The sequence below is a fragment of the Bifidobacterium pullorum DSM 20433 genome, from assembly GCF_000771405.1.
GTDB classification, from domain to species: Bacteria; Actinomycetota; Actinomycetes; order Actinomycetales; family Bifidobacteriaceae; genus Bifidobacterium; species Bifidobacterium pullorum.
Map to the genome: position 1 here is coordinate 1 of NZ_JDUI01000027.1, position 786 is coordinate 786.

Consider the following 786-nt stretch of genomic DNA (forward strand, 5'->3'; position numbering starts at 1 on the left):
TCCGGTTGGCCAGCTCGGCGTTCGGGCTCGTGCCGATCGTCCAGGCCACCGGCATCCCGTCGTAGCAGTCGATCACCGGGCTGAGGTAGACCTTGCCCGCGGGGATGGAGAACTCCGTCAGGTCCGTGACCCACAGCCGGTTCGGTTCCTCGGCATGGAAAACGCGATTGACGAGGTTGTCCGGCGCCTTGGTCAGCTCGCCCTTGTACGAGCTGTAGCGCCGGGCCCGCTTGAGCAAGGGGACGAGCCCGTGCCGCGTCATCAGCCGCATGACCCTTTTGGCGGACACGACGATCCCGGCGTTTCTCAGTTCGAGCCACACCCGCCGGTAGCCGTAGCGGCGCAGGCTGTTCTCGAACACGTCGCGCACCAGGGCGAGCAGCCCCTCGTCCCTGTCCGGCCTCTTCATCGCGTCCGACTGATGGTAGTAGGTGCTGCGCGCCAGACCGACCCGGGCGAGCAGACGCTCCGCGGGGATGCCATGTCCGGCACTGACGGCCTTGACGAGGATTGTCTTCTCCCTATTGGCCGGGTTGTCCGGGTCTGCGCCCCGCTCTTTTCCCACCAGATCCAACGCCCCCTTGAGGATCGACAGCTCGATCTCCGCCTCCCGTTTCTCCCTGCGCAGCCGCTCGACCTCCGCGCGTACACGATCACGCTCCGCGACCAGCCCCTCCAGGTCCGGCACGTCATGATCCGGACGGGCCGCGCCATCGTCCTCTTCCCTCAGATCATCCGGTCTCACTGGATCGCCCTCCGATACCGGTTCTCGCAGCAGTTGACGCT

General features: G+C 66.4%; 1 protein-coding gene. It reads right to left on the minus strand.

Going from position 1 to position 786, the window contains the following annotated elements; translation table 11 throughout:
* Positions 1–745 (minus strand): IS3 family transposase (locus OU11_RS08525; RefSeq protein WP_206538232.1); only part of this gene is annotated, 745 nt, incomplete at its 3' end.
* Positions 746–786: the final 41 nt, after the last annotated feature.